The 24,477-nt window shown below is 38.8% G+C and carries 24 protein-coding genes and 1 tRNA gene; 10 read left to right on the top strand and 15 right to left on the bottom strand.

Annotated elements, in window-relative coordinates; all coding sequences use genetic code 11:
• Positions 1-200 precede the first annotated feature (200 nt).
• Complete coding sequence (gene ampD / locus ACLKML_RS14395) at positions 201-758, bottom strand: 1,6-anhydro-N-acetylmuramyl-L-alanine amidase AmpD (protein WP_413283773.1); 558 nt, start codon at positions 756-758, stop codon at positions 201-203.
• A 191-nt stretch (positions 759-949) separates the two neighbouring features.
• Between ampD and nadC the strand changes: the two genes are divergently transcribed.
• The 8 genes from nadC (at position 950) to yacG (ending at position 7,800) form a co-directional block, all read left to right on the top strand.
• Positions 950-1,837, top strand: a complete 888-nt coding sequence (gene nadC, locus ACLKML_RS14390) for a carboxylating nicotinate-nucleotide diphosphorylase (RefSeq protein WP_413283772.1) — start codon at positions 950-952, stop codon at positions 1,835-1,837.
• 318 nt (positions 1,838-2,155) lie between these two features.
• Complete coding sequence (locus ACLKML_RS14385; RefSeq protein WP_413283771.1) at positions 2,156-2,608, top strand: pilin; 453 nt, start codon at positions 2,156-2,158, stop codon at positions 2,606-2,608.
• A gap of 73 nt (positions 2,609-2,681) precedes the next feature.
• Positions 2,682-3,929 carry a GspE/PulE family protein gene (locus ACLKML_RS14380; RefSeq protein ID WP_413283770.1) on the top strand — a complete coding sequence of 416 codons (1,248 nt, stop codon included), beginning with the start codon at positions 2,682-2,684 and terminating at the stop codon, positions 3,927-3,929.
• A gap of 74 nt (positions 3,930-4,003) precedes the next feature.
• Positions 4,004-5,224 carry a type II secretion system F family protein gene (locus ACLKML_RS14375; protein ID WP_413283769.1) on the top strand — a complete coding sequence of 407 codons (1,221 nt, stop codon included), beginning with the start codon at positions 4,004-4,006 and terminating at the stop codon, positions 5,222-5,224.
• A gap of 33 nt (positions 5,225-5,257) precedes the next feature.
• Positions 5,258-6,145 carry a prepilin peptidase gene (locus ACLKML_RS14370; RefSeq protein WP_413283768.1) on the top strand — a complete coding sequence of 296 codons (888 nt, stop codon included), beginning with the start codon at positions 5,258-5,260 and terminating at the stop codon, positions 6,143-6,145.
• A gap of 2 nt (positions 6,146-6,147) precedes the next feature.
• Entirely contained in the window at positions 6,148-6,753 is a 606-nt protein-coding gene (coaE, locus tag ACLKML_RS14365) for a dephospho-CoA kinase (protein ID WP_413283767.1), read from the top strand.
• A 39-nt stretch (positions 6,754-6,792) separates the two neighbouring features.
• Complete coding sequence (gene zapD / locus ACLKML_RS14360) at positions 6,793-7,533, top strand: cell division protein ZapD (protein WP_413283766.1); 741 nt, start codon at positions 6,793-6,795, stop codon at positions 7,531-7,533.
• A gap of 72 nt (positions 7,534-7,605) precedes the next feature.
• The gene (gene yacG / locus ACLKML_RS14355; protein ID WP_413283765.1) at positions 7,606-7,800 is read left to right on the top strand and encodes a DNA gyrase inhibitor YacG; all 195 of its coding nucleotides are present in this window, start codon (positions 7,606-7,608) and stop codon (positions 7,798-7,800) included.
• Positions 7,801-7,900: 100 nt separating this feature from the next.
• On the opposite strand, the gene rplS is transcribed toward yacG, so the two are convergent.
• The 5 genes from rplS to ffh all read right to left on the bottom strand — a co-directional run bounded on the left by rplS (position 7,901) and on the right by ffh (position 11,521).
• Positions 7,901-8,254, bottom strand: coding sequence for a 50S ribosomal protein L19 (gene rplS, locus ACLKML_RS14350; protein WP_413283764.1), 354 nt, complete (start codon positions 8,252-8,254; stop codon positions 7,901-7,903).
• Positions 8,255-8,309: 55 nt separating this feature from the next.
• A complete protein-coding gene (gene trmD, locus ACLKML_RS14345; RefSeq protein WP_413283763.1) occupies positions 8,310-9,050 on the bottom strand; it encodes a tRNA (guanosine(37)-N1)-methyltransferase TrmD in 741 nt (246 codons plus the stop codon).
• Positions 9,051-9,074: 24 nt separating this feature from the next.
• Entirely contained in the window at positions 9,075-9,629 is a 555-nt protein-coding gene (gene rimM, locus ACLKML_RS14340; RefSeq protein ID WP_413283762.1) for a ribosome maturation factor RimM, read from the bottom strand.
• Between the two features lie 19 nt (positions 9,630-9,648).
• A complete protein-coding gene (rpsP, locus tag ACLKML_RS14335) occupies positions 9,649-9,897 on the bottom strand; it encodes a 30S ribosomal protein S16 (RefSeq protein ID WP_317716906.1) in 249 nt (82 codons plus the stop codon).
• 232 nt (positions 9,898-10,129) lie between these two features.
• Positions 10,130-11,521 (bottom strand): signal recognition particle protein, encoded by a 1,392-nt coding sequence (gene ffh, locus ACLKML_RS14330; protein WP_413283761.1) that lies wholly within the window; start codon positions 11,519-11,521, stop codon positions 10,130-10,132.
• A gap of 197 nt (positions 11,522-11,718) precedes the next feature.
• Between ffh and ACLKML_RS14325 the strand changes: the two genes are divergently transcribed.
• Entirely contained in the window at positions 11,719-12,516 is a 798-nt protein-coding gene (locus ACLKML_RS14325; RefSeq protein ID WP_413283760.1) for an inner membrane protein YpjD, read from the top strand.
• A 94-nt stretch (positions 12,517-12,610) separates the two neighbouring features.
• Positions 12,611-13,876 carry an HlyC/CorC family transporter gene (locus ACLKML_RS14320; protein WP_413283759.1) on the top strand — a complete coding sequence of 422 codons (1,266 nt, stop codon included), beginning with the start codon at positions 12,611-12,613 and terminating at the stop codon, positions 13,874-13,876.
• Positions 13,877-13,972: 96 nt separating this feature from the next.
• Here the strand turns inward: ACLKML_RS14320 and luxS are convergent, their stop codons facing one another.
• The 9 genes from luxS to ACLKML_RS14275 all read right to left on the bottom strand — a co-directional run bounded on the left by luxS (position 13,973) and on the right by ACLKML_RS14275 (position 24,458).
• Positions 13,973-14,488 (bottom strand): S-ribosylhomocysteine lyase, encoded by a 516-nt coding sequence (gene luxS / locus ACLKML_RS14315; protein WP_413283758.1) that lies wholly within the window; start codon positions 14,486-14,488, stop codon positions 13,973-13,975.
• 44 nt (positions 14,489-14,532) lie between these two features.
• Entirely contained in the window at positions 14,533-16,098 is a 1,566-nt protein-coding gene (gshA, locus tag ACLKML_RS14310) for a glutamate--cysteine ligase (protein WP_413283757.1), read from the bottom strand.
• A gap of 222 nt (positions 16,099-16,320) precedes the next feature.
• Positions 16,321-19,173 (bottom strand): M16 family metallopeptidase, encoded by a 2,853-nt coding sequence (locus ACLKML_RS14305; RefSeq protein ID WP_413283756.1) that lies wholly within the window; start codon positions 19,171-19,173, stop codon positions 16,321-16,323.
• A 10-nt stretch (positions 19,174-19,183) separates the two neighbouring features.
• On the bottom strand, positions 19,184-19,624 hold the full coding sequence (locus tag ACLKML_RS14300; protein WP_413283755.1) for a YqaA family protein: 441 nt from the start codon (positions 19,622-19,624) through the stop codon (positions 19,184-19,186).
• Positions 19,618-20,571: an NADP-dependent oxidoreductase gene (locus tag ACLKML_RS14295; RefSeq protein WP_413283754.1), complete on the bottom strand. Its 954-nt coding sequence runs from the start codon at positions 20,569-20,571 to the stop codon at positions 19,618-19,620. Before ACLKML_RS14295 ends, ACLKML_RS14300 begins: the two co-directional genes overlap by 7 nt.
• A gap of 126 nt (positions 20,572-20,697) precedes the next feature.
• Positions 20,698-21,828: a sodium ion-translocating decarboxylase subunit beta gene (locus ACLKML_RS14290; RefSeq protein WP_413283753.1), complete on the bottom strand. Its 1,131-nt coding sequence runs from the start codon at positions 21,826-21,828 to the stop codon at positions 20,698-20,700.
• Positions 21,829-21,837: 9 nt separating this feature from the next.
• The gene (gene oadA, locus ACLKML_RS14285; protein WP_413283752.1) at positions 21,838-23,637 is read right to left on the bottom strand and encodes a sodium-extruding oxaloacetate decarboxylase subunit alpha; all 1,800 of its coding nucleotides are present in this window, start codon (positions 23,635-23,637) and stop codon (positions 21,838-21,840) included.
• 33 nt (positions 23,638-23,670) lie between these two features.
• Positions 23,671-23,928 (bottom strand): oxaloacetate decarboxylase subunit gamma, encoded by a 258-nt coding sequence (locus ACLKML_RS14280; RefSeq protein ID WP_413283751.1) that lies wholly within the window; start codon positions 23,926-23,928, stop codon positions 23,671-23,673.
• 453 nt (positions 23,929-24,381) lie between these two features.
• Positions 24,382-24,458 (bottom strand) — tRNA-Arg (locus ACLKML_RS14275).
• Positions 24,459-24,477: the final 19 nt, after the last annotated feature.

Raw genomic sequence — 24,477 nt, 5'->3', positions numbered from 1 at the left:
CAAACTTGCGAACCATGTAAATTGGTAATACCAATTTTAAAGTGGACAAAAGTTAACATAAAAATAACGTTAATGTCTAGACGAAAATTGATTCAAATCATAAAAAACAGGCGTTTTAACCCATTGGTAACATTTCATTGCCATCGATGCACATTAATCTTTTGATACCGTTACATTCAGTCAATGTATATACCCATAATTTATAGCGTTATTTCATTAATAACACGGTGAAAATATCGCCAATCAAACACCAAACCAGGATCGGTTTTTCTTAACGGCGCGATATATTGGTGGCCGGTAATTCGATGTGGTGTAATCAATGGATAGTGACGCATTAAAACGCAAGTAACTGTTGCTAGAGACAAATATTGTTGTTGGGTATAACACTCAAAATCGGTACCCTCAAGTTCTATGCCAATAGAGTAGTCATTACATCGTTCTATACCTGCAAAGCTCGATTTTCCTGCATGCCATGCTCTCATATTAAATGGCACAAACTGAACGATTTCACCATTTCTACGAATCAAACAGTGTGCTGATACCTTCATACTTGCAATCACAGCAAAAAAAGGGTGATCACTCGCTAGTAATTTACCAGTAAAAAACTGCTCAATGGCTTGACTGCCAAACTGCCCGGGAGGAAGACTGATATTGTGCACAACCAGTAAACTTACCTCTGTTGAGCTAGGCCTTGTATCATAATGAGGAGAAGGAACCTGCTTAACACCTTCTAACCAGTAATCTTTTGTTAACTTCATAGACCTTTTCCTCACTTTATAGTTCCTTCACTTTACCTCAGCTAGCAAATAAACAACAACTGCCAAATTGATGAGGCACGCAGCAAGGTATTTTCATTCTAGAGGCACAATTTGCTGGTTTTTCTGCTGAAAAAATTCACCAGCAGGAGTATCATTCCTGCTATCTAAATTCTTTGCGTTAGAGCTCGACAATGAAAAATACACACGATAGTGATGTTCGCCTCAATTATTTAAAACAACAACTCCCTTTAGAGATCTCACGTGCAGTGTCTGAAACACTACGTGAAGATCTTGGCGGAACGTTAGACACAACCAAAGATATTACTGCTGCACTCATTCCCGCCGATAAACAAAGTGTTGCGACCATTATTACTAGAGAACATGGTGTCTTTTGTGGCCAAGATTGGGCGAACGAAGTATTTAACCAACTTGGTAATCAAGTTGTTATCGAATGGCATGTTAATGACGGTGATACAGTAGAACCAAACCAAACACTTTGTACTCTTTCAGGACCAGCGAGAATATTGTTAACTGGTGAACGTAATGCGATGAACTTTATTCAAACGCTTTCAGGTTGTGCAACCGTTACGGCACAATACGCTCAACAGTTGGTTGGAACACAGTGTAAATTACTCGACACACGCAAAACCATTCCTGGTTTACGTAGTGCGCTAAAATATGCTGTCGTTTGTGGTGGTGGTTTTAATCATCGAATTGGCGTCTTTGATGCTTACCTAATAAAAGAGAATCATATTATTGCTTGCGGTGGGATCACTAAAGCTATAGTTATTGCCAAAGAACTGAATCCTGGCAAACCAGTTGAAATCGAAACAGAATCCCTCATCGAACTTGAAGAAGCGATTAGTGCTGGCGCTGATATTATTATGCTCGATAACTTTACTACCGAGATGATGAAAGAAGCCGTGAAAATTAATGCCGGTAGAGCTGCCCTTGAGAATTCGGGCAATGTCACATTAGAAACCATTAAAGAGTTTGCCAAAACAGGTGTCGATTACATCTCTGTTGGAGCGCTAACAAAACACTTAAAAGCGATGGATCTTTCTATGCGTTTTAAGTAACGTTTTTGGTTAATTTAAATAAATCGATTTTTAGATAGGCATTATTATCCAGAAGAGGTCTATGTCCCTCTTCTGGAATCATATTGATTACCTTCCAAAAACGTTTCTCTGTAAATATATCTGTTACTTATTCGCAAAGACTCAATACTAGTATTAAAAAAGCATGATTAACCTTGTGTCTGAACGAATCATTTCCGGTAAATGATGTATAACGCAAAAAATTAAGCTAACTGTCTCCAAACTAAAATTCAAATACATATTTATTTCCAACCGCTTTTCTTACTATTTCTGTCTGTTATCTTATGAGTCAGGAAAGACATGAAACATTCAACGAAAAAAAATTACGGATTTACTCTTATAGAGTTGATGATTGTTGTCGCAGTGATCGGTGTATTGTCTTCAATTGCTATCCCTCAATATCAAAATTACATAAAAAAATCACAACTCGGCGCGGCACTGGCCACTATTTCCGCGCTAAAAATAAACATCGAAGATTACCTTGCCACTAATGGGCAGTTTCCAGCACTAACCAATACAAATATATCCGCACAGCTAGGAGCAACAACTTCACCCATCGGCGATTTAGAATCTAAATCTGACGCCAATGCGCAATCTTCTGGCCAAGTAATTTTGACCATGAATAACTCAACTCAATTTGAAGACAAAAAAATAGCCTTACAAAGAGAGCAAGATGGTTCTTGGATCTGTGTTACTGATATCACTGATAGCACATTGCTACCAAACCACTGCACTACCGACACCATCCTTTAGCTCCAGTGCTAGTTTCTGCTTTGCTAAATAAATAGATAAATAGATAAATAGATAAATAGATAAAGGCTGTGTTATGCAAATTCAAAATACTATCAGCAACCAACAACTTTCAGAAATGGTCACACTTTCTGATGAAGAACGGATAACAACAGCCACCCATACTCAAAGTAACGATCCTATCAGCCGTTACTTAAATCAGGTATTAACTCATGCCATCGAAAAAAAAGCTTCAGATATTCATTTTGAACCTTACGAAAAAACTTATCGTATTCGATTACGTTGTGATGGTGTTTTAAACGAGATCCAGTCACCCGATCTTCAATTAGCCAATAGGCTGTCTTCAAAAGTAAAAGTACTTGCCAACCTAGATATAGCGGAAAAACGATTACCTCAAGATGGTCGATTTAAGTTCACATTAATATCTAAACAAACGGTTGATATTCGAGTGTCTACATTACCCACATTGTGGGGTGAAAAAGTAGTATTAAGGTTACTAGAAACTCAAACCATTCCCCTAGAAATAGATAAGTTAGGTTTTACTTCGGCTCAACAAGATCTTTTTTTATCTGCCATACATAAACCTCAAGGGCTTATTTTAATTACTGGCCCTACTGGTAGTGGAAAAACCGTATCTTTATATACCGCTCTTAATATTGTTAATACTCCCGATAAAAACATTTCAACCGCAGAAGATCCCGTAGAAATAAACCTGTTAGGTGTTAATCAAGTGCAGATCAATGAAAAAATTGAACTGAATTTTGTTATCACTCTAAAGGCATTATTACGCCAAGATCCAGACATCATCATGGTAGGAGAAATTCGAGATATTGATAGTACTGAAATAGTTATTAAAGCAGCACAAACAGGCCACCTTGTTCTTGCCACCTTACATACCAATTCCGCATGTGAAACACTGACTCGACTCATCAATATGGGAGCAGACAAACACTGTTTAGCATCATGCTTATCCATTATTGTCGCCCAACGTTTAGTAAGGAAACTATGTCCTATCTGCAAAGAGATCGATAACGATTCAACCTTAGCCTTGGCAGACGAATTGCAACCAAATAATGTTATTTATCAAGCAAATAACAATGGCTGTAGTAATTGTATAAATGGATACTCAGGCAGAGTCGGACTATATGAAATACTTAACCTCGACAAAAATATAATAGAAGCTATTGAAAGCCAAACCAGTGCCTTCAATATTGAGAAAATTGCGTTAAAAAACCATTTCCTTCCTATAAAAGACTCAGGTAAGCAAAAGTTACTAGAAGGGATAACCAGTATCGATGAATTGCAACGAGTGTTGCTTTACTGAATACCATACCGAGATTGCTACTGTCGTTAACGCTCTATATTCAGCACAGCGGTAATCCTAGATAAAGGTCGAGAATGAAAACACAACAAACCGGTAACCACTATTATTGGCGTGGTGTAAACAGCGACGGTAAAATCATACATGACACAATTTACGCCTCGAGTCAGCAAGAAGTCATAATACGACTGACGGAACAAAGGATAAAAATTCGTTGCATAAAGCCAAAATCTGCATTTATAACTTGGAAAAAAAAATCATCAACCGTTCGGACGAAAGACATTACATTATTTACTAGGCAACTTGCTACCATGCTCAATGCTGGGCTGCCATTATCTATGTCACTAAGTTTAATACTAAACAATCAGCAACAAAACTCATGTAAAAACATGACTTCTGAGATAAAAAATGCCGTAGAAGAAGGGATTCCACTATCTGTCATACTTAAGAAAATTGACTACCAATTTGATGAAATTTACGTAAGCTTAGTTGCTTGTGCAGAGTTGTCAGGACAATTAGGAGCAACATTTAACCGAATAGCCAATTATCGAGAAAAGGTCGCGTTACAACAAGCGAGACAAATAAAAGCACTTATTTATCCTTTTGTCGTTATCCTACTAGCATTTTCGATTACTTATCTAATGCTAACAACTGTCATTCCAGAGTTTGAAAAAATGTTTGCTAGCTTCAATGCTCCTTTGCCTTGGTTCACACAGCAAATTATTAGCCTATCAAAATGGTTGAGTGCTCATGCCTTTCAGCACTTACTGTCCTTATTTTTTCTGGCTGTAATATTTAAACTACTGCTTAAATCTGAACGAGTTGGCTTTATAATAGATAAACAATTAACTCTATTTCCCTTAATTGGCCCCATATTAACCAAGTCGATAATCAGTAGATATAGTGCCACGCTTTCCGTTGCTATACGTTCTGGCATTCCTGTAGCACAAGCGATAATGAGTACTGCTAATGTGACTGGAAATCTGTATTTTAAGCAGGCCTTTGAACTGATGTTTGAACAAATTTCGAATGGGCAGCCAATCTACGTTGCGATGAAACAACATCGATGCTTTCCGGGATTAATGATTCAAATGGTCATGGTAGGAGAACAAACCGGCCAATTAGATCTCATGCTCGACAAGGTTTCTGACATTTACACTGTAGAACTGGACCAAACAATGGAGAAACTGGGCGTTCTTATAGAACCATTTTTGATTGTATTTTTAGGCTTAGTTATTGGAGGTTTAGTCGTGGCTATCTACTTACCTATCTTTAACATGATGAACATATTAGGGTAGAATGATTTTGCTTTTTTCTAATTGAGTCTAACAATGCAATTATTTGACTATTACCCTTGGCTTTATCCTACTTTTATTGGCATTTTTGGACTCATTGTGGGCAGTTTTTTAAATGTTGTGATTCTTCGTCTGCCATTGATGATGCAACAACAGTGGAAACAAGATTGCATTGATACATTCCCACAACTCAACCTAACAAACAATACCAGCTTTACAACTAATAACCCAAAGATAACCTTAAGTACACCTCGCTCTCATTGTCCTAATTGTAAACACCCCCTAAGAATAGTAGATAACATCCCCATTGTGAGTTGGTTGTTATTAAAAGGTAAATGCCATCATTGTCAGCAAGCAATTAGTATTAGATATCCATTGATCGAGTTACTTACTGCCATAATGAGTATCGCTATTGCTGTTCATTTCCCTTTTAGTTTTTACTCTGTTGCACTGGTCTTTTTTACATTTGCATTGATAACAGCCACATTTATTGATTTCGATACCATGCTACTTCCTGATCAAATCACTTTGCCTTTAACTTGGTTTGGTATTTTTATTGCTCTCATCAATCAAAGCCCAGTATCTTTAAATGATGCTGTTATTGGGGCTATTGCCGGTTACCTTTGTTTATGGAGCGTATATTGGCTATTCAAATTGTTAACAGGAAAAGAAGGCATGGGATATGGTGATTTTAAACTACTTGCAGCATTAGGTGCTTGGCTTGGATGGCAGCACCTTTTTATCATCATCTTATTGTCCTCTATAATTGGTTTGCTGTTCGGCTTAATTCAATTACGCTTACAAAAAAAAGACATAGGCATGCAATTCCCATTTGGCCCCTATTTAGCCATCGCGGGATGGATAAGTTTACTATGGGGAGATAAAATTATGTATTGGTATTATTCATCCATGTTGAGCATATAATTATGGGGTACATAGTAGGATTAACAGGTGGTATTGCCAGTGGTAAAACAACAGTTGCCAATTTATTCCACCAACATTTTAACATCGGCATCGTTGACGCAGATATTGTTGCTAGGCAAGTCGTACAACCGGAAACGGAAGGTTTGAAAAGTATTGTTCGCTATTTTGGAACCGAAATACTGCAACAAAATGGTGAGCTAAATAGAGCAAAGTTAAGAGAGATAATTTTCACCGATAACGATGCCAAAACATGGTTAAATAATCATCTTCACCCGTTAATCAGGCAAAAAATGCAGCAAGACATAAATGAGATTACCTCACCTTATGCATTATTAGTGGTTCCCTTATTGGTTGAAAATCAATTACAATCGATGGCAAATAGAATCTTAGTTGTGGATGTTAATCCTGACGTGCAATTATCACGAACAGTAAAACGTGATAATGTGTCTAAAACTCAGGCAGAAATGATACTTGCAACCCAAGCTAGCCGAGAGCAACGACTTAAATACGCGGATGATGTTATTGTAAACAATAATGAAAATTGTAATTTACTGTCAATGGTAACCACATTGCATCACCAATACATGCGATTAGCTATTAACTATTAACTATTAACTATTAACTCAGGGAGAAGATAAGGTCGCGGAATGACAAAACACAAGTTTGAACACCCACTGAATGAAAAAACTCGTATCTATCTGAGAGTCGAAGCACTTGTAAGACAGATGCACCACTCCGCCTCTTTTTCCGATAATCTACAGTATCAGCAGTTTTTCCGTTCAATCTTTGATTTACTGGAAATATTTGAGCAAATCCAATTAAAAGCTGAATTAGCAAAAGACTTAGAAAAACAACGTTTAAACTACAAGCATTGGCTAAATGTCGACGGCGTTGATCAAGAAAAATTATCCACGGTATTGACCGAAATTGATACAACACATAAATACCTTATGTCAGCTGAACGCTTTGGTCGTTCACTAAAAGATGATCGCTTTTTAAGTTCTATTCGCCAACGGTTTAATTTGCCCGGAGGAACTTGTTGTTTTGATTTACCCGCTCTCCACTATTGGAATCATCTGCCATTAGCAGATAGACAACAAAATGCCAAAAACTGGATGGACACCTTAGCCCCATTATCAAAATCATTAACTCTATGGTTAAAACTCTGTCGAGAAACAGGGTACTTTACTCCTCAAATTGCTCGAAACGGCTTTTTTCAAAGCGATGCCGACGAAGCTAATATACTCCGACTCAATATCCCACTGGAGTATGGTGTATTCCCAATGATTTCGGGGCATAAAAATAGGTTTGCAATTAAATTTATGTCTTTTGATAGTGGCCAGGCTTGTAGCCAAGACATCGAATTTGATCTCGCTATTTGTAACTAACCGATTAAAGAACCTGTCATTAATTTTTTAAATAACAACTCATTATTTTTGTGTAACAAGGAATAACCTGCCGTGTCAAAACTTACTATTGTCAAATGCCCTCAATGCAAAACCGATGTTGTTTGGAATGAGGAAAGTAAATTTCGTCCATTTTGCAGTAAAAAATGTCAAATGATTGATTTTGGTGAATGGGCTGATGAAGAAAATAGCATCGCAGGCGCACCAGATATGTCAGATTCTGATGGTTGGTCTGAAGACCAATATTAACTGTTTTATCTTTCACGAGCTTATCTATCTCGTGATTTAATAACAAAAAAACGGGTTCCAGCTGGAACCCGTTTTCAATTTGAGAATGCTGGTTATAGCATTACTTCTTAGCAAGTTTCTCTTTAATACGAGCTGACTTACCAGAACGCTCACGTAGATAGTACAACTTGGCACGACGTACTGCACCACGGCGCTTAACTTCAATGCTATCAACCATTGGAGAGTGAGTTTGGAACGTACGTTCAACACCTTCACCGTTCGAAACTTTACGAACAGTAAACGCTGAATGTAGGCCACGATTACGAATACCGATTACAACGCCTTCAAAAGCCTGTAAACGTTCGCGATCGCCTTCTTTTACCTTAACTTGAACAACAACAGTGTCACCTGGGCTGAACGTTGGAAGGTCTTGTTTCATTTGCTCTTGTTCAAGAGCTTTGATGATGTTACTCATTTTTAAATTCCTAGAATAAACTGATACTAAATAAAATAGGTTACTTGATTGCTGTTTACGACGAATTGTCTTTTATAAACTCAACCAGTAATTGTTCCTGTTCGTCAGTCAGAGCTAGGTTTTCCAGGAGCTCTGGTCTTCTTAGCCAAGTACGGCCTAACGATTGCTTTAATCGCCAGCGACGAATATCCTTATGATTTCCGGATTTCAATACCAAAGGCACTTCCACTCCATCTAATACATCAGGACGTGTATAGTGAGGGCAATCTAGCAAACCATTTGCAAAAGAATCTTCTTCTGCTGAGCTAAAATCTCCAAGTACACCAGGAATAAACCTTGAGACTGAATCAATTAACGTCATGGCTGGTAATTCACCGCCTGTCATTACAAAATCCCCTATTGACCATTCTTCGTCAACATCGGATTCTATAATGCGCTCGTCTATCCCTTCATAACGGCCACAAATAAGAATTAAATTCTGATTGGTCGCCAGTTCTTCAACACCTTGTTGATCGAGTTTTCGACCTTGAGGTGAGAGATAAATCACTTTCGTCTTTCCTGGCGATGATCTTTTGGCTGCCTGGATAGTATCGCGCAAAGGCTGAACCATCATTAACATACCTGGACCACCACCATAAGGTCTATCATCGACAGTTCGATGTTTGTCATGAGTAAAATCACGAGGATTCCATAACTCAACTGACAAAAGACCTTTTTTCACCGCTTGACCTGTAACTCCAAATTCAGTAATTGAACGGAACATATCAGGAAATAGGCTAATTATGCCAACCCACATTTGTTCTCTCGCTCTACTGTGGAATTAAAATCCAGGATCCCAGTCAACTTCGATCCGTCGAGCATCACGATCTATATTTATGATCACTTGCTCTTCAAGAAACGGTATTAATCGTTCCTTTTGGCCAAAAGCATCTTTCAAATTTGCTTTCACAACCAAAACATCATTTGAGCCTGTTTCTAACATATCAGAGACAGTACCGAGGTCATATCCTTGCGTTGTTAGAACTTGCATACCAAATAATTCACGCCAGTAGAATTCATCTTCTGACAGTTCTGGTAATGACTCTGGATTAATTGCAATTTCAAAGTTAGTGAGAAGATGTGCATCCTCGCGGACTTCCAAGCCTTCTATTTTAGCCACCATACCTTTGTTATGGCGCTTCCAACTTTCAATTTTGTACTCAACCCATTGGCCCTTTTGGTTTATATACCAAGGGCTATAGTCAAAAATGCTTTCAGCATTGTCCGTATAGGAAATAACTTTAAGCCAACCTTTGATACCGTAAGTAGCACCAAATTTGCCCACTACGATTCTTTCAGCTTGCTCTTTCATTAGTTCGTTTCCTTTAACCGACATTTGCTTTGTTACTAACTAATTAAGCCGCTTTTTGAGCGTCTTTAACTAATTTAGCAACACGGTCAGATAATGAAGCACCTTCGCCAACCCAATGGTTAACGCGGTCTAGGTCGATACGCAGACCTTCTTCTTGACCTTGAGCTGTTGGGTTAAAGAAACCAACGTTCTCAATGTAGCGACCAGTAGCTGCATTGCGGCTATCTGCTACTACGATTTGATAAAATGGACGCTTTTTAGCGCCGTGACGTGCCAAACGAATGGTAACCATATCGTCCTCTTTGCTTTCTCAATAATAAAAATAACCCCATACTATGTAAAACAGTTTGGGGTCTCGTGCCAATTTAAAGCCCCCGAATTTTACTCTTATCTGAGGCTTTTGCAAGGATTTTGTGAGGTTGATTAAATCTAACTTTAGAAAGGAAAAGGGTTAAAAATATAACCCTTTTGTTTGAATTTTTACACATCGATGGAGCGTTTCTAGGTTTTGTTACCAAACTGATTTATCGGCCGAATGGGCCACCACCGCCCATACCACCCATTCCTCCCATGCCACCCATCATGCCTTGCATGTTGCGCATCATTCCTTTCATGCCACCTTTCTGCATTTTTTTCATCATTTTTTGCATTTGAGTAAATTGTTTTAATAAACGATTTACATCTTGAACCTGAACACCGGAACCAGCGGCAATGCGTTTTTTACGTGAACCTTTAATCAAATCAGGACGCAAACGTTCTTTCATTGTCATGGAGCTAATAATTGCCTCCATCTGCTTAAACATTTTGTCGTCCACTTTATCTTTTACATTGGCTGGCAAATTATTCATTCCTGGGAGTTTATCCATCATCCCCATCATGCCGCCCATATTTTGCATCTGACCAAGCTGTTCACGAAAATCTTCTAAATCAAAGCCTTTTTTCTCTTTGAATTTTTTCGCCATTTTAGCGGCTTTATCTTTGTCTACGTTTCTCTCTAAATCTTCAATTAAAGAGAGAACGTCACCCATGCCTAAGATTCGAGAAGCAATACGATCAGGATGGAAAGGTTCTAAAGCATCGGTCTTTTCACCAACACCTAAAAATTTAATCGGTTTTCCTGTAATATGACGAACAGAAAGTGCCGCACCACCTCTTGCATCACCATCAACTTTAGTTAATACAACCCCAGTTAATGGAAGTGAATCACCAAAAGCTTTAGCAGTGTTGGCTGCATCCTGACCTGTCATAGCGTCAACAACAAATAATGTTTCTACAGGTTCAATCGCCTCATGAAGGGCTTTTATTTCTCCCATCATTTGCTCATCGATTGCTAAACGACCCGCAGTATCGACTAACAAAACATCGTAGAATTTTTTCTTAGCATGGTCGATGGCAGCGTTAGCAATATCAATCGGTTTTTGATCAGCTGACGATGGGAAAAAGTCCACACCAATATCGCTGGCTAACGTTTCAAGTTGTTTTATTGCAGCAGGACGATAAACATCGGCAGAAACAACTAATACTTTTTTATTATCTTTTTCTTTTAATAGCTTGGATAATTTACCGACACTGGTAGTTTTACCAGCCCCTTGTAGACCAGCCATCAAAATAACAGCAGGAGGCTGAGCAGCTAGGTTCAGTGCCTCATTAGCTTCTCCCATTACGCCTTCAAGTTCTTTTTGAACTATTTTTATAAATTCTTGACCGGGAGTAAGGGATTTAGATACTTCAACACCAACGGCGCTTTCTTTCACTCGCTTAACAAAATCGCGAACAACGGGAAGGGCAACGTCAGCCTCTAAAAGAGCCATGCGTACTTCACGCAATGTCTCTTTTATATTATCTTCGGTTAAGCGACCTTTGCCGCTTATTGTTTTAAGTGTTCTGGATAGTCTATCCGATAAATTTTCAAACATGTCTGTCTCTTTAGCTGGGACTCTTCGCAAAACCTTTTCGCAAAGCCTTTTAGCAAAGCAAAGGCGAGTAATACTCTCAGTATACCTTAGGTAATTGATCTTCCAAAATCTAAACGCTATTTATTCGATCCTTAGATAGCTCATCGTGCTTAACCGCGTTATAATCACTTGAATAAATATGAAATCACTAGGACATCATGGACAGTTTAATCGCTATCGCCGCTGCCGTTTTATACACACTAGCCGTCGCAACTATAGTGCCAGGACTCTCTCAACAGAGCTTAATAAAAACTAAAACGGTTTTTATTAGTGCTTCACTCGCCATTATTTTTCATGGCTGGTTATTACACGGCTTAATCCATAATGGCAATGATGGTCAAAACCTAAGCATGCTAAATGTCGCTTCAGTAGTGAGTTTTATTATCGCTTGGGTTATGAGCATGGCAATGTTCAAAGTACGATTATGGTTTCTATTACCGGTAGTTTACAGTTTCGCCATCATCAGTATTTTATCCTCTAGCTTTCTACCGGGCACGTTTATTACTCATTTTGAAGACAAACATGGATTACTAATTCACATTACAATCGCATTATTTGCCTATGCAACACTCACTATCGCAGCTTTATATGCCATTCAGTTAGCTTGGTTAGATTATAAATTGAAAAATAAAAAAGCAATGGTCGTCAATCCTAACTTTCCTCCTCTGATGAAAGTAGAACGACAGCTTTTTAATATTATTCTCATTGGCAACGGTTTATTAACCTTAACTTTGCTGTCTGGTTTGGTATTCTTAGATGACATGTTTGCAAAAGGGTCTGCACATAAATCCATTTTATCTTTTATTGCTTGGATTATTTACTCCATTTTATTATGGGGGCATTACCAAAAAGGCTGGCGTGGTAAAAGAGTAACGTGGTTTGCTATAGCGGGTGCGACTTTATTGACACTTGCTTATTTTGGCAGTCGCTTTGTACGCGAAATTATTTTAGGTTAATCGCTTTATCTACATTCAATATTTCATTTTAATTGACAGTGAAAATTATTTAGGTCATTAATTGTGCGAATAATAAAAAAAGGAAGTCCTCACTTTGGATGACATATCAACGGGTATATTGTTTGCCATTCTCGCATGTCTAATTATCATTTCTGGTTATTTTTCGGGTTCCGAGACAGGAATGATGTCTTTAAACCGTTACAGATTAAAGCACCTTGCCGGTCAAGGGCATAAGGGAGCCAAGCGAGTCGAAAAGTTATTAGCTCGACCTGATCGTTTAATTGGTCTCATTTTAATAGGTAACAACTTAGTTAACATACTTGCTTCTGCTATTGCGACTATTTTAGGCATACGCTTATTTGGTAATGTCGGTGTAGCAATTGCGACAGGATTATTGACACTAGTTGTATTGGTGTTCGCGGAAGTCACCCCTAAGACGTTAGCTGCTTTGTATCCAGAAAGAGTCGCCTACGCCAGTAGTATCTTTCTCAATGTACTAATGAAATTACTCTCTCCTTTGGTCATATTAGTTAACCTAATCACCAATGGTGTACTGCTACTCATGGGAATCAAAGCTGATCATGCTGCTCAAGATCATCTTAGCTCCGATGAACTTAGAACAGTAGTAAACGAAGCTGGAGGGCTGATACCACGTCGACATCAAGATATGCTTGTTTCTATCTTAGATTTAGAGCATGTCACCGTAAATGACATCATGGTGCCAAGAAATGAAATTACCGGTATTGATATTAATGACGATTGGAAATCGATTGTTCGTCAGTTAACTCACTCCCCTCATGGGCGCGTTGTCTTATATCGGGATCAGATAGATGAGGTCGTGGGTATGTTACGCCTGCGTGAAGCTTATCGTTTAATGTTAGAAAAAAATGAGTTTACCAAAGAAACACTCTTACGAGCGGCAGACGAAGTCTATTTTATCCCAGAAGCGACACCATTAAATGTTCAGCTACTTAAGTTCCAAAGAAATAAAGAACGTATTGGTTTGATCGTTGATGAGTACGGTGACATTATCGGTCTTATTACATTAGAAGACATTCTGGAAGAAATTGTTGGTGAGTTTACCACCTCTATTGCTCCTAGTTTATCTGAAGAAATCACACCACAAGGTGATGGCAGTTTTCTTATTGAAGGTAGTGCTAATATTCGCGACATCAACAAAGGTTTGAAATGGACATTGCCAACTGATGGCCCAAGGACATTAAACGGTCTCATCCTAGAGCACTTGGAAGATATTCCTGAAAGTAAAGTGAGTATTGAAATTGAAAAACATTTAATGGAAATTGTTGAGTTTACAGAGAACAAAATTAATTTAGTTAAAGTTTTTCCAGAAAAGACATAATATAAGTAAAAAAAAACGGCATCTTAATCGATGCCGTTTTTTATTTATCTAGACTATATCTGCTTATATCTTAATAACTCTATGCCTAAATTGGGCTTAGTTATTTAATTCTTTCAAAATGCTATCGGGTAAAGCCAGTTCATCATTTTTATTCACTAACACACCTGCTTTAATAATATCGGTCGCAATGTCTTTTGCTTCCTTCAATGAATGCATATCGTAAGTACCACATTGATATTCATTTAGTTCTGGTATTTTGTTCTGATTCTCTACTTCAAGTACATCATCCATTGAGTCTAGCCAAGCTTTGGCTACACGCTCTTCTGTTGGTGTACCTATTAAGCTCATATAAAAACCAGTACGACAACCCATTGGAGAAATATCAATTATTTCAACATCACTCCCATTCAAATGTGAACGCATAAATCCGGCGTATAAATGCTCTAATGTATGAATGCCTTTTTCAGAAAGAATATCTTTATTCGGAGCACAAAAGCGTAAATCAAATACCGTAATAGTATCACCTTTCGGTGTTTGCATTTTTTTGGCTACGCGTACTGCTGGCGCGTTCATTTTGGTGTGATCTACAGTAAAGCTATCTAATAACGGCATTGCTTAATCTCCAATGATTCGATGTTTTATATCGAATCTTATCATTATTTTAAATATGAAAAATAGTCAGTTAGAAAGTCATCAAAGTTAACCTTATCCGCTTTCTCGATTGCTTTTTGAGCCTGTACAGAAGTTTCTGACTCATGAATCATTTCTTCTTGGCTGTAAACAGTATAGCTGCTGGTTAAATGGTATTCTCTATATTGAGAGCCATACTCACAACCTAATTGACCAATACCACCTAACTGCTTGGTTTTTTCTAATAACCGTCCTGAAATAGTCAGTTCAGGGTTATCAATCCAAGTTAGCAACTCTTGACAAGTTTGTTGGTATTCATCGCCACCAACGGCTTTATCCATTTCAACTGCAATCCGCTGTAAATCCACAAAAATCTGCCTAGTTAGCTCTTGTAGTGACTTTTCGTCACCATTGCAGCCTTCAGCTAACATTAGACCCGGTTTACGGCCTTCTTGAATCACTCGATTCCAATTGTCTTTCCAACAACCGAGTTGCTTGTTGTTCATTGGCCCCGTGTCTTTAATTAAACACCAAGTTAAGAAAAGATCGAGGAAACGGATCTGTTGTTTGGTCACGCCTACAGGACTGAATGGATTAACATCTAAAGAACGAACTTCAATGTATTCTACACCCGCACGCTTTAAAGCTTCTGACGGTTTCTCTCCTTCTTGAGCAACACGTTTTGCTCGTATCGGAGCATACAACTCATTCTCAATCTGCAAAACATTACTATTTAATTGCTGATATTCGCCTTCTACTTTGATACCAATTTTAGCGAAATCTTCAGAGGGTGTGTGTATGGCTTTATCCAAACCGACTAAATATTCATCTAAATTGTTGTAACTAATTTTTAATTCACTTTGAGCACTATTGGTATAACCCAGGTCACTTAATCGTAGTGAGGTGCCATAAGGCAGGTATAAAGTTTGGCCAATATTTTCAAACGGAAGATTAGTTTCTCTACCTTGTAAAAAGGAAGAACAAATCGCCGGAGAGGCGCCAAAGAAATAGGGAATGAGCCAGCCAAAATGATAATAATTACGTATTACATTGAAATATTCATCTGAGCGAGTTTGACATCTATCTTGTTCATTTTGTTCACCATGGAGCGAATCCCAAATTGAATCTGGAAACGAAAAATTAAAATGCACCCCAGAGATAATTTGCATCAAACTACCATAACGGTTTTTTAAACCTTTACGATATAGAGTCTTCATCTGGCCAATATTTGAACGGCCATATTGAGCAAATGCAATATCATCTTCGTTTTCTACATAACATGGCATAGAGAGAGGCCACAGTTTTTCTTGACCCATTGCATTTAATGAGAAATGGTGAATATCTGAAAGTTGACCAATAAGCTCTTCCACATCTGACGAAACAGGAGTAATAAATTCCAACAAAGATTCGGAAAAATCTGTGGTTATCCATTTATTGGTTAGTGCCGATCCTAACCTCTCAGGGTGAGGCGTAAGCGCTAAATTTCCATTTAAGGTATAACGTAAAGCCTCTCGCTCGACTCCTCTACCTATTTTGGTGAAATTTTCTGGATTCTTTGCTACTTTTTGCAGTCTTGATGAAAAATTTGTCAAAACAAAGGTCACTTTTAATTATGTTTTGGCGTAGATTACGCCTTTTTATATTAATTGCCAGCTTAACAAGCTTCTGCTTATCAATAGAACGTATATCAATGCAAGGTATGGATTAATGAAACGAATCTATGGCAAATAAACTCACCGTATAAAACCAGACGATCAAAGAATGGTAACTATTCACCACTCTTTGATCTTGCTACTTTATGAGATATAGGTACTTTATTTAGCTATTTCAAGTTGTACGATGGGAATAGTTAATTTTTCTAATTGAGGTCTTAAGCTCTTCGCGTCTCCAACAACAATAATCTGAAAATCTTCTGGCTTAAACCATTTACTTGATACTGCGTTTAAATCGGCCTTAGTGACATTATCTAAAAGAGTATTTCTCTGTTCTATGTAATCTTCATCCAGTGAATAATTGACTATATTAGATAATAATCTCGCTTTTTGACTAGGTGTTTCGTATTTCAAAGCATCTTGTTGACCAATCGCTAAACGCATAAAATCGAGTTCGTCAGTTGTCATGCCTTGCTGGCTGTACTGTTTGAGCTCGGCTAACATCTCTTCAATAGAAGGTAATGTGGAGTCGGCTCGAACTTGAGCGCTAAACAACATAATTCCCACTTCTTTATTACTCGCATGGTAGCCACTTGCGCCATACGTGTAACCTTTGTCCTCTCGCAAATTTTGGTTAATACGGCTATTAAAATTGCCCGCTAGATTAAAATTTGCTAGTTGCGTTAAGTATTGTTCACCAACCGTATCATACGGTAAACCTTGCCTTACCAATCGAACAACACTTTGTGGTGCATTAGGTTTATCAATTAAATAGATATGTTGAGCTGTATTGGGTTCTATAACTTGTGGCTGTAGAATGGGTGCATCATTTCCTTGCCAATCACTCAAGAAGCTCAAGTTTCTCACTAGTGTTGCTTTATCCACATCACCCACAACAACCACTGACGTTCCCATTGGAGTGTAGTTGGAGTGATAAAACGCTTCAACATCGTCTAACTGTAACTCTTTTATCGATTGTAGTGTGCCATCATTTGACCGTCCAAAAATGCTGTTGCCAAACAGAACTTGTCGAGTTGCTTGCGAAGCAAGCCATGAAGGCTTTTGATGTTCATAGATTAACCCTTCGATCGCTTGCTTTTTCAATCGTTCAAAATCAGCAGAATTAAAAGCAGGCTCAAATAACATCTCCTCTACAATCGCCAACGTTTCGGATAAATTTTTATCTAAAGACGAGACGCTGATTGTTGTTGTGTAATTACCCGAACCAATACTAATATCACTTCCTAGCTTATCGAGTTCAGCTCGAATTTCTTCGATGCTTCGCTGCGTGGTACCTTCTTGCATCATTTCAGAGGTCAGATTAGCCAGCCCTTCTTTTCCTTTAGGTACATACCGGTGCCCAGCAGGCAAGATGATTTGCAATTCAACCGTTGGAATTTCTGTGCTTTCAGTCCCCAAGACTTCAATGCCATTATCCAAGTACACATTGTACAAATCTGGCATTTTTCCTTTAACCGCCCCTCCAACTTGAGGCATCACGGAACGGTCGAAATCGTCAACCGCCTTAGTATAATTTAACTCACTGTCTTGTATTTTTTTGTACTCGGGTAAAGTTCGCTTCGGAGTAACAAAATTGGCTTCTCTTACCGCTAAATCTAATTTTCCTTTAGGGATAACACTTAAGGTTACTTTAGCTTTTTCATCAACAAACTTTTGATACACCGACATTATAGATTCAGGCGTTACGTCTCTTAATTGCTCTAATTCCACCTCAATACGATCCGGTTGGTTATAAAATGTTTCATTCGCCGCAAGTTGCGATACCTTTCCTTTTACACTTTGTAGTGCAAATACTGCGTTCGATTCAGCATTACCAATAATTTCTTCTAATTTATCTTGTTCTACACCGGAGGCTTTAAATTCATCCAATATAGACATGAGTTCATCGTATAAATTGGTTAAATTACCACTGTCGCCAGAATCCCCCATAGCATAGACATAAAAACTACAAGATAATTCAGCACATTGATGAAATGCTCCTGCATCAATCGCTTTTTCTGTCTTAACTAGTTTTTGGTAGAGCAGACTATTTTTACCACTACCCAAAACGGAGGCTAATGTATCTAAAGTGACTTGTTGCTCTTCACCCTTATAGGTGGTTGGCCAGCCGATCATGACCATAGGTTGGCGAATTCTATCTTCTAAAGTAATGTATTTATCTTCTGTTAGAGTGGCTGGCTGCTTAGGAGCATTATTGACTTCAGGACCTCTAGGTATGGAAGCAAAATACTTATTTACCCACTCTAAAGTCTGCTGTACATCAATATCACCGCCAATAGTTAAGGTTGCATTGTTAGGCCCATACCAACGTAAAAAAAACGCTTTAAGATCATTGACGTCAACACGATCTAAATCTTCAACATAACCAATGGTTTGCCATGAATAAGGATGGCCTTCTGGGTACAATGCTTCACCCATTTTTTCCCACATTAAGCCATATGGTCGATTATCGTAATTTTGTGCGCGTTCATTTTTTACTGTATCTCTTTGTATTTCGAATTTTTTTTGCGACACCGCGTCAATTAGAAATCCCATTCTGTCTGATTCAAGCCAAAGCATTTTCTCTAATTGATTAGACGGAACAGTTTCAAAATAATTGGTTCTATCTTTGTTGGTGGTGCCATTGAGACTCCCGCCTGCTTCAGTAATTATTTTAAAGTGCTGTTGATCACCAACATGCTCTGAGCCTTGAAACATCATATGTTCAAAAAAATGAGCAAAACCAGATTTGCCAACCTCTTCTCTTGCCGAACCTACATGATAGGTGACATCAACATGAACCAATGGATCAGAATCATCAGGTGACAATATCAAAGTTAATCCATTGTCTAATTTAAACTTGGAATAAGGAATAGATACTTTGTTCGTTTGATTGGAAGATTGTTCAATAAAGGTAAACCCTTCAGGGATTTGAAGATCATTATCAGGTGACGATAATTGAGAACAGCCATATAAAGCGACCGAAAAGGCCACACTGAGCCAAACTTTTCTCATCAATAACTCCTTAAAAAAAACCAAAATATAGTGCTAGCAAAAAGCTGTATCTTATTGCCTTACCGAAAGCAATTAACATAATACAAGGCATAAATTTCATTCTTAGCCAGCCAGCAACAAGACAAAGAGGATCGCCAATAACAGGTAGCCAACTCAATAAAAGTGCAGCATATCCATACTTATGTAGCCATTCTACTGCTTTATGACCATATTTTTCTTTTGAGGTTCGATGCGGTAACCAAAAACCTATCCAATAATTGGTTACACCACCTAATGTATTCCCCAGCGTCGCCACCAATAGAATCGATACAGCGGTATATTGATGAGTATTCAATGTTGCTATGAAGGTTGCTTCTGACGCTCCGGGTAGCAAGGTGGCACTAAAAAAGCCTGATATCCCCAGTACCCATAGAGCCGATTCAGTAAAGTAAAGATATAACGGCTCTAGCACCGCATATCCAACACAATTTTTCCTCTTGTATGGCCAGTTTCTATTTGTCTATGAGCGTCAACAACCTGTTTGAATGATATGGCGGGCTGTACGTCAACTTTTAACAAACCAACACTCACCATGTATAACATGGCATCAAGTTGCTCTGAACTCGGAGTAACCAACATGCCACTCGCACTAAACCCTAACATTTGTGCTTTTTCACAAATTAAATCTTTAGTTATCGTCGGGACTGTCACTACTCGTGCTTTATCTTTCAAGCACTTAAGTGCGTCTAAAGCCGTATCGCCACCAACAAGATCGATCAATACGTCAACATCGGAAATTCGTTCAGATGCCGCAGCAAATTCGTAGTTAATCGCATTAGCACCTAATTGTGCCAAATAATCTAAGTTTGCTTCACTGCACGTTGTATAAACTTCAGCTTGCGCTGCAATCGCAATTTGCACGGCTATATGTCCAACACCACCAGCACCAGCAAGAATAAGAACTCTATCTCCTGCCTTCACTTCAGCTTGGCTTAATGCTTGTGCCGCGGTTTGAGATGCGACAGGGAGAGCGGCGGCGGCTTCTAAGGTTACCGCATCAGGTACTAGGCTTAATTGCTCTTCAGGCACACATAAATACTGGCTATATCCCCCAGCGGTCAATGGAAAACCAACCAACCCAGCGACTGTATTTCCAACCGAAAAACGTTTAGAGTCTTCCCCTAAAGAAACTATTTTCCCTGATATGTCATACCCTGGTGTCCAAGGTAAATTATCTTTATTTTGCTCTGCGGCCCAACCTAATCCTGCTCTGGTTTTTACATCAATCGGATTTAAGCCAGCAAAATAGACCTTAACCAATACTTCACCTTTTGCTGGAACTGGCACTGTGTCAGTCACAAAATCGAGTACTTGAGGCTCTCCAAATTCAGGTATTACTATTTTGATGTTGTCTGTCATAACTATTCCTTTAAATTGACAAAAAAAGGGATGCATTTGCATCCCTTTGACTATAAACCATTTTGTTCTGTTTAGTTAAACCAAATATTCACAGCACAATCTAAGCTATTGAATATTTAATGCTAACTAACCTACCAATGCTAGCAAAATACCGGCTGCAACAGCAGAACCAAGTACACCAGCCACATTAGGTCCCATAGCATGCATCAACAAAAAGTTTTGGGGATTGGCTTCTAGCCCGACTTTATTTACCACACGAGCGGCCATAGGTACTGCTGACACCCCTGCTGCACCGATTAATGGGTTAATATCTTCTTTTGATAGCTTATTCATTAATTTGGCCATCATAACCCCTGCCGCAGTGCCAATACTAAATGCCAAAGCGCCGAGAGCAAGAATACCCAAAGTTTCCAAATTTAAGAATTTATCTGCTTGTAATTTAGACCCAACCCCTAGACCTAAGAAAATAGTGACAATATTGATCAGTTCATTTTGGGCAGTTTTAGATAAACGCTCAACAACACCGGCTTCGCGCATTAAATTACCTAAACAAAACATACCAACTAATGGCGTCGCTGATGGTAAAAACAGGATAGTCATCATTAATACGGCAAGTGGGAAAAGTATTTTTTCTACTTTACCAACATGACGTAATTGAGCCATGGTTATTTTTCGTTCATCTGGCGTGGTAAGTGCTTTCATTATCGGAGGTTGGATAATAGGCACTAACGCCATATAGCTGTATGCTGCAACCGCAATAGCACCTAATAAATCTGGTGATAACCGGCTAGATAAAAATATTGCTGTGGGACCATCTGCGCCACCAATAATAGCGATAGAAGAAGCATCGGCTAAACTAAACTCCATACCAGGAATGAAATTTAACAAAATGGCACCAAACAGAGTTACAAAAATACCAAACTGAGCGGCAGCACCTAACCATAAAGTTTTTGGATTCGCAATTAAAGCACCAAAATCCGTCATGGCCCCTACACCCATAAATATGAGCAAAGGAAACACGCCTGTCTCTATCCCTACGTGATAGATGTAGTATAATATTCCACCAGGCTCAGTAAAACCTGCATTAGGGATATTAGCAAGTATGGCACCAAAACCAATAGGTAACAGCAGTAAAGGCTCAAAGCCTTTACGAATAGCCAAAAAGAGCAGCACACAGCCAACTGCGATCATACACAGCTGACCAAACTCAAAATTGGCTATTCCTGTTTCACTCCAAAGACGCATTAAACCTTCCATGATTCTCCCTTACGTCAAACTTAGCAAAGGAGAGCCAACCGCGACAGCATCCCCTTCTTTTACATTGATATCAGCAACGGTTCCTGCTTTTGCTGCACGAATTTCTGTTTCCATTTTCATCGCTTCCAAAATAATCAATACATCCCCTTCTGCAACTTGTGCTCCCGGAGTGGTAATAACTTTGAAAATAGTACCAGCCAATGGTGCAACTACTGGCTCTGCATTAGCTGCGGCGGTAGAGTTTGTCTGCGGGGCTGTAACTTTTTCTGTCGGTGTAGCTGACGGTGAAGTGACAGACGTCAACTCGCCTTCAGGGCCAACTTCAACATTGTAAACTTGGCCATCCACTTTAACGCTATACGCTTCCACGCCACCAACAGTAGCCGAAGACACTACAGGGGTAGCGGAAACTTCCGGCTCTTTACCTGGGGCAGGCTCAAATGCATCAGGGTTGTGACGATTTTTCAGAAATTTCAGACCAACTTGAGGGAACAACGCATAGGTTAATACATCATCTACGGTATCTTCTGCTAGTGAAATTCCGTCTGATTTGGCTTTTTCTAGCAGCTCAGTCGTTAGAGTATCTAATTCATCATCGATCAGATCAGCTGGGCGACAAGTGATCGCTTCAGAACCTTCCAATACGCGGGCTTGTAGTTCTTTGTTTACTTCTGCTGGCGCAGTACCATATTCACCTTTTAGTACACCAGCTGTTTCTTTAGTAATGCTTTTATAACGCTCGCCGGTAAGAACATTAATAACCGCCTGAGTACCGACAATTTGAGATGTTGGTGTAACCAAAGGAATAAAACCAAGGTCTTCACGAACACGCGGGATCTCTTGTAGAACTTCGTCTATTCGGTCTGCCGCACCTTGCTCTTTTAATTGACCTTCCATATTGGTTAACATGCCACCAGGTACTTGAGCAATAAGAATGCGTGAATCTACGCCTTTCATTGCACCTTCCCATTTTGCATACTTTTTACGAACTTCTCTGAAATAAGTGGCAATGGATTCAAGTGGCTCTAATTTTAGCCCAGTATCGCGCTCTGTTCCTTCGAGCATAGCTACAACGGTTTCTGTTGGAGTGTGCCCATAGGTTTGGCTCATAGACGAAATAGAGGTATCAAGGATATCTAAACCTGCTTCTACTGCTTTAACCGCAGTCGCAGTAGAAAGACCGGTTGTTGCATGACAATGAAGTGCAAGTGGCACATCACAAGATGCTTTAATTCGAGTCACTAACTCTTCTGCTTCGTAAGGTCTCAGTAAGCCAGACATATCTTTAATACACAGTGAGTGACACCCCAAATCCTCTAGACGTTTGGCTAAATCAACCCAAGTATCAGAATTATGCACAGGACTGGTTGTATAAGATAAAGTGCCTTGGGCATGTCCGCCAACTTTTACAACAGATTTGACTGCCTGTTGAAAATTACGCACGTCGTTCATTGCATCAAAGATACGAAAAACATCCATACCATTGACATGTGCACGCTCTACAAATTTTTCTACAACATCATCACCATAATGACGATAGCCCAAAAGATTTTGGCCTCTTAACAACATTTGCATTGGCGTGTTTGGCATTGCTTTTTTTAATTCACGCAAGCGTTCCCATGGGTCCTCACCTAAGAAACGAATGCAGGAATCAAATGTCGCTCCACCCCATGTTTCTAATGACCAGTAACCAATTTTGTCCAATTCAGACGCAATAGGTAACATATCTTCAATACGCATACGAGTCGCAAACAGCGATTGATGAGCATCACGCAACACTACATCAGTAATAGCAAGTGGTTTAGACATGCTCAATAACTCCTTTTAATCTTATTAAAACTACTACTTAGTATTAGAAGTTCGGTATTTATGCACCGCAGCAGATATCGCTGCTACAACTTGTGGACTAACAGTAGATGATGATTGTTGAACTTTAGAATTCTGAAGTGGAGCAACGATCGGCTCTGGGATTTCTTCCGGTACTATCGAAGACATGAACCGAACTAGGTATACAAGAATGGTAAGAAACAAAAACACAACCGCCATGCCTGTAATCATGAGTGTTGCTGCTTGTTCCAATAAGCTTCCAATATCTGTCATTATGCTTCCTTTCGCTGTCTTAAAGACACATTATCAACAAGTTTGAGATCCATTCGCAAACTTGTACGGCTAGGATTATCTCGATTAGTGATAAATTGTCAAATTTGAATACACACTCAAGTGAGCTAACAGCAGTTTTTATGATTTAAATTATTAAACAATACCAATACTAAAAGTTAACTCTCTTCAAAAACAAGCGTACGATAAAAATAAATTAAGCCAATAAAGTTAAAAATACTGAGAGATAGGTAATAAAACGGAGAGATAACAGATAAAACTAAAATTTCTTTTTCAGATAATAGAACTTTGTAAATACAAGGTAATGAAGATGATAAAAAAGTGTTAATAGCGGATGTTTTTGCTTAAAAACAACAAAAAATTATCACTATATTGAAAAAACAGAGACAATGGCGTTGGATACCAAGAAAAGATGAACTGGATAACAAGAGAAAATGGCGCGCTCGGAAGGATTCGAACCTTCGACCGCCTGGTTCGTAGCCAGGTACTCTATCCAGCTGAGCTACGAGCGCGCAGGGTGTTGCTAAAATG

Source organism: Vibrio sp. MA40-2, assembly GCF_047302445.1.
In the GTDB taxonomy this organism is placed as follows: domain Bacteria; phylum Pseudomonadota; class Gammaproteobacteria; order Enterobacterales; family Vibrionaceae; genus Vibrio.
The sequence above is the reverse complement of the archived record's forward strand: the minus strand, read 5'-3'. Positions and strand labels throughout refer to the sequence as shown.

What these genes read in the sequence shown, in the direction of transcription:
- ampD (WP_413283773.1), bottom strand. Translation starts at nt 758, where the DNA reads ATGAAGTTAACAAAAGATTACTGGTTAGAAGGTGTTAAGCAGGTTCCT.
- nadC (WP_413283772.1), top strand. Translation starts at nt 950, where the DNA reads ATGAAAAATACACACGATAGTGATGTTCGCCTCAATTATTTAAAACAA.
- ACLKML_RS14385 (WP_413283771.1), top strand. Translation starts at nt 2,156, where the DNA reads ATGAAACATTCAACGAAAAAAAATTACGGATTTACTCTTATAGAGTTG.
- ACLKML_RS14380 (WP_413283770.1), top strand. Translation starts at nt 2,682, where the DNA reads ATGCAAATTCAAAATACTATCAGCAACCAACAACTTTCAGAAATGGTC.
- ACLKML_RS14375 (WP_413283769.1), top strand. Translation starts at nt 4,004, where the DNA reads ATGAAAACACAACAAACCGGTAACCACTATTATTGGCGTGGTGTAAAC.
- ACLKML_RS14370 (WP_413283768.1), top strand. Translation starts at nt 5,258, where the DNA reads ATGCAATTATTTGACTATTACCCTTGGCTTTATCCTACTTTTATTGGC.
- coaE (WP_413283767.1), top strand. Translation starts at nt 6,148, where the DNA reads ATGGGGTACATAGTAGGATTAACAGGTGGTATTGCCAGTGGTAAAACA.
- zapD (WP_413283766.1), top strand. Translation starts at nt 6,793, where the DNA reads ATGACAAAACACAAGTTTGAACACCCACTGAATGAAAAAACTCGTATC.
- rplS (WP_413283764.1), bottom strand. Translation starts at nt 8,254, where the DNA reads ATGAGTAACATCATCAAAGCTCTTGAACAAGAGCAAATGAAACAAGAC.
- trmD (WP_413283763.1), bottom strand. Translation starts at nt 9,050, where the DNA reads ATGTGGGTTGGCATAATTAGCCTATTTCCTGATATGTTCCGTTCAATT.
- rimM (WP_413283762.1), bottom strand. Translation starts at nt 9,629, where the DNA reads ATGTCGGTTAAAGGAAACGAACTAATGAAAGAGCAAGCTGAAAGAATC.
- rpsP (WP_317716906.1), bottom strand. Translation starts at nt 9,897, where the DNA reads ATGGTTACCATTCGTTTGGCACGTCACGGCGCTAAAAAGCGTCCATTT.
- ffh (WP_413283761.1), bottom strand. Translation starts at nt 11,521, where the DNA reads ATGTTTGAAAATTTATCGGATAGACTATCCAGAACACTTAAAACAATA.
- ACLKML_RS14325 (WP_413283760.1), top strand. Translation starts at nt 11,719, where the DNA reads ATGGACAGTTTAATCGCTATCGCCGCTGCCGTTTTATACACACTAGCC.
- luxS (WP_413283758.1), bottom strand. Translation starts at nt 14,488, where the DNA reads ATGCCGTTATTAGATAGCTTTACTGTAGATCACACCAAAATGAACGCG.
- ACLKML_RS14305 (WP_413283756.1), bottom strand. Translation starts at nt 19,173, where the DNA reads ATGAGAAAAGTTTGGCTCAGTGTGGCCTTTTCGGTCGCTTTATATGGC.
- ACLKML_RS14295 (WP_413283754.1), bottom strand. Translation starts at nt 20,571, where the DNA reads ATGACAGACAACATCAAAATAGTAATACCTGAATTTGGAGAGCCTCAA.
- ACLKML_RS14290 (WP_413283753.1), bottom strand. Translation starts at nt 21,828, where the DNA reads ATGGAAGGTTTAATGCGTCTTTGGAGTGAAACAGGAATAGCCAATTTT.
- oadA (WP_413283752.1), bottom strand. Translation starts at nt 23,637, where the DNA reads ATGTCTAAACCACTTGCTATTACTGATGTAGTGTTGCGTGATGCTCAT.
- ACLKML_RS14280 (WP_413283751.1), bottom strand. Translation starts at nt 23,928, where the DNA reads ATGACAGATATTGGAAGCTTATTGGAACAAGCAGCAACACTCATGATT.